The following is a 2,858-nucleotide window of genomic DNA, read 5'->3' as shown; positions in this document are numbered from 1 at the left end:
TGTGATAATTAAATAAATAAGTATGAAGCAAAATAGGGAAGTATAAAAATGCCGATAGTTTTAATATCGGCATTTGGGGGAATATAGGCGAGTTTACTTTGGATTAAATAAGGTAAAACTAAACGTAAAAAATAGCGAATAACATGGAAGAAAATAGGCGCTGCAAAACAGAGGGAATCCATTCTATCCATCATGCCGCCATGACCTTCGATCATGGTGCCAAAATCTTTTACTCCACTGTCTCTTTTGATTGCAGACATACATAAACCACCTGCAAAACCGGCTAATGTAATGACTAAAGAGAGTAAAAATGCCGCCCACCATGAAAAAGGCGTTGCCCACCACAACATCATACCAATAAGGCTGGCGGAGATAATGCCACCAAAAAAACCTTCCACTGTTTTATTGGGACTTAATTTAGGCACGATAGGATGTTTGCCAAATAATTTACCAAACACATATTGAAGTACGTCAGAAACCTGTACCACTATCATTAAAAAGAGCAGTAAATTGATATTACGACCTTCGAAACCTTCAATTGGCAACATTAAAAGTGCCGGTGCATAACTTAGGCAATAAATGGCTATCATCACACTCCATTGTACTTTCGCCATACGTTCTAAGAAGTGGCGAGTGTCACCTGAAAGAGCCATACGTGTTGGTATTAATAAGAAGGCGTAAACGGGAATAAATACCGCCATTAAGTTGTACCATTGCACACCGACAAGAATGTATTGGATAGGCAATATAACGAAGAAACACCAGAAGAGCGCTTCATGGTCGCCACGATGTGTGGGGGTTAACGTAATCAGTTCGCGTAATGCAAGCCATGAGATAATGGCAAATAGGACGACAGATCCGATTGCCCCAATCCCTATTGCTACACCCGCAATAATACACATTACCCACCACGCATTGATCCTTGAATTAAGATTCGTGATAGTGGATGTCGGACCTTTTACTGCCGCTAAAATAGCACCAATAATGCTGGCGATAATTAAGAATGAGAAGAGCCCAATAAAGATCCAGAGGACTTCGTTATTAATAGGTTCCATTGTGTAGCTCCTCTAATGCACTTTTTGCTCTTACCAGAAACGCTTGTTTACTTTCATTTTCATGAGTAGATCCAATAGGAGCACCAAAAATTGCACTGCAAATAACAGGAACAACTAAGCGAGAACCTTTAGGAAGGACTCTATTTAAGTTTTCCAGGTAAATAGGGACTAATTGTACATTCGGATTTTTACGGGAGAGATGCCAAAGGCCAGCTTTAAAATCTTGAATAGATTCACCATTACCTCGAGTACCCTCAGGAAAAATAATTAAAGAATCCCCTTGGTCTAAAATTTCTTGCATCAGAGCAAGAGCATTGGCTTTATTGGGTGCTGAGCTATTTTGGGGTTGTTCTACGTGCTCTTCGCAAGAATTTTCTTCTGGTGGAAAATTCATTTTTGCCGCATGACGAGGAATAAGAATAGCTCGAAAGATACGACGAGATAAATAACGGCGTAAGCGGTTTTTATTCCAATAATCTTCAGCAGCAACGGGATGAACATAAGGGCGAATATTGGGCGAAAGACAAGACCAAATGACTAAACCATCAAGATGGCTAGAGTGGTTAGCGTAATAAATACAAGGTGTATCTTTTGCAATAGGCGAGGTTTGTTTAGCGCGAATACCTGTTAAGAATCGACAAATAGAGACTAAGACGGATGATACTACTTTTGCATCTAAAGCTAGTTTTCCATTTTTCATTAATCAGACACCTTGTGCTAAATCCCGTAAAATTTGACGGGTTCTGAAAATTGTGGTCAGCATTGAACCTAAGATAATAATCCATAATGAAATAAAAAAGAGCCATACTCCCCAAAGACCAGGAATAAATGCAGCAATAACAGCTACTGAGGTTAATAATGCCATTCGGTGTTGTTTTGCCATTGGGCCTGTAAATTGTTGATCTAATCCACAAGTCCCCCCCCAATACACGAACATAAGCGGTCATTACCGCAAAAAAAAGCGCCCACCTAGCCCAATGTGATGGCCATAGAAAAGTCAGAAGAGAGACCATAACCGACCCCCAAAATAATGAAGGTATCGGCGATTCTGTCTGGTAATTCATTATAAACAGCACCTACTGGGCTTTTCATGCCGCCTTCAACGGCAACCATACCATCTAATAAATTACAAATGAGGCGACCTTGGATCATGATAGCGCCAAAGATCAGTGACATTGAGCGTAATAACCCAGATGCATAATAGAGAGCACAAAAAAGTGATAAGCCTGCGAGTAATGCAAATATGACACTAAACACGGAAATACCGTTAGGGGTTGCCCCTTTTCGTTGTAAGTATCGACTGCATTTTGTAGCCCAGCTTGTTTGTCTTGCTTTTATCGGGCGACGGTTTTTATCTTGAGCGTTCATTTTTTTATAAAAAGCGAGTTAGAAAGGTATAGCATAAAGGCATTTGCACAAACTTAGAATAAGAATAAACGTATAAGTTTATCTTATATTTTTTTTATGGGGATTAATTCCTTATTGTTATGCTCTTATTAAGACTATAAATCAATCCTCAATAACTATTTATTTCAATAAGTGTTAATACTTACTCGGTGCTAATGTATTATACTTATATGAATTAATCGTTTGATGATACTCTTAATGTGATCATTATTAAGTAGAAATAGTAAATGATGTATTACAGTAATTAAACTATGAAAAGAATAAATTTCTTAAGTAAAAGGGGAGGTAAAGGAAAATACTTATTATTATTTCTTATTTTTACTGTTTGAATAAGCATAATCAAAACCCTTTGATTAGAATTTTTATTATAAAGAAATTTTTTGTTTAAATTCAAAA

At 37.6% G+C, this 2,858-nt stretch carries 4 protein-coding genes; all 4 read right to left on the bottom strand.

Going from position 1 to position 2,858, the window contains the following annotated elements; genetic code table 11:
- Positions 1–8: 8 nt before the first annotated feature.
- The 4 genes from BHE89_RS13890 to BHE89_RS25835 are packed head-to-tail and all read right to left on the bottom strand — an operon-like array spanning position 9 to position 2,423.
- Positions 9–1,055: a phosphatidate cytidylyltransferase gene (locus BHE89_RS13890; RefSeq protein ID WP_286146147.1), complete on the bottom strand. Its 1,047-nt coding sequence runs from the start codon at positions 1,053–1,055 to the stop codon at positions 9–11.
- Positions 1,042–1,755 carry a lysophospholipid acyltransferase family protein gene (locus BHE89_RS13885; RefSeq protein ID WP_069367327.1) on the bottom strand — a complete coding sequence of 238 codons (714 nt, stop codon included), beginning with the start codon at positions 1,753–1,755 and terminating at the stop codon, positions 1,042–1,044. Before BHE89_RS13885 ends, BHE89_RS13890 begins: the two co-directional genes overlap by 14 nt.
- Positions 1,756–1,758: 3 nt before the next feature.
- Positions 1,759–1,992 carry a hypothetical protein gene (locus BHE89_RS25840; RefSeq protein ID WP_286146146.1) on the bottom strand — a complete coding sequence of 78 codons (234 nt, stop codon included), beginning with the start codon at positions 1,990–1,992 and terminating at the stop codon, positions 1,759–1,761.
- A gap of 32 nt (positions 1,993–2,024) precedes the next feature.
- Positions 2,025–2,423, bottom strand: coding sequence for a CDP-alcohol phosphatidyltransferase family protein (locus tag BHE89_RS25835; RefSeq protein ID WP_286138768.1), 399 nt, complete (start codon positions 2,421–2,423; stop codon positions 2,025–2,027).
- Positions 2,424–2,858 lie beyond the last annotated feature (435 nt).

It is taken from the genome of Shigella sp. FC1967 (assembly GCF_001743005.1).
Classification (GTDB): Bacteria; Pseudomonadota; Gammaproteobacteria; order Enterobacterales; family Enterobacteriaceae; genus Proteus.
This window is presented reverse-complemented; position numbering and strand designations above follow the sequence as displayed.

Excerpts from the sequence above, each read along its gene's own strand:
- BHE89_RS13890 (WP_286146147.1), bottom strand. The coding sequence starts at position 1,055 with ATGGAACCTATTAATAACGAAGTCCTCTGGATCTTTATTGGGCTCTTC.
- BHE89_RS13885 (WP_069367327.1), bottom strand. The coding sequence starts at position 1,755 with ATGAAAAATGGAAAACTAGCTTTAGATGCAAAAGTAGTATCATCCGTC.
- BHE89_RS25840 (WP_286146146.1), bottom strand. The coding sequence starts at position 1,992 with ATGTTCGTGTATTGGGGGGGGACTTGTGGATTAGATCAACAATTTACA.
- BHE89_RS25835 (WP_286138768.1), bottom strand. The coding sequence starts at position 2,423 with ATGAACGCTCAAGATAAAAACCGTCGCCCGATAAAAGCAAGACAAACA.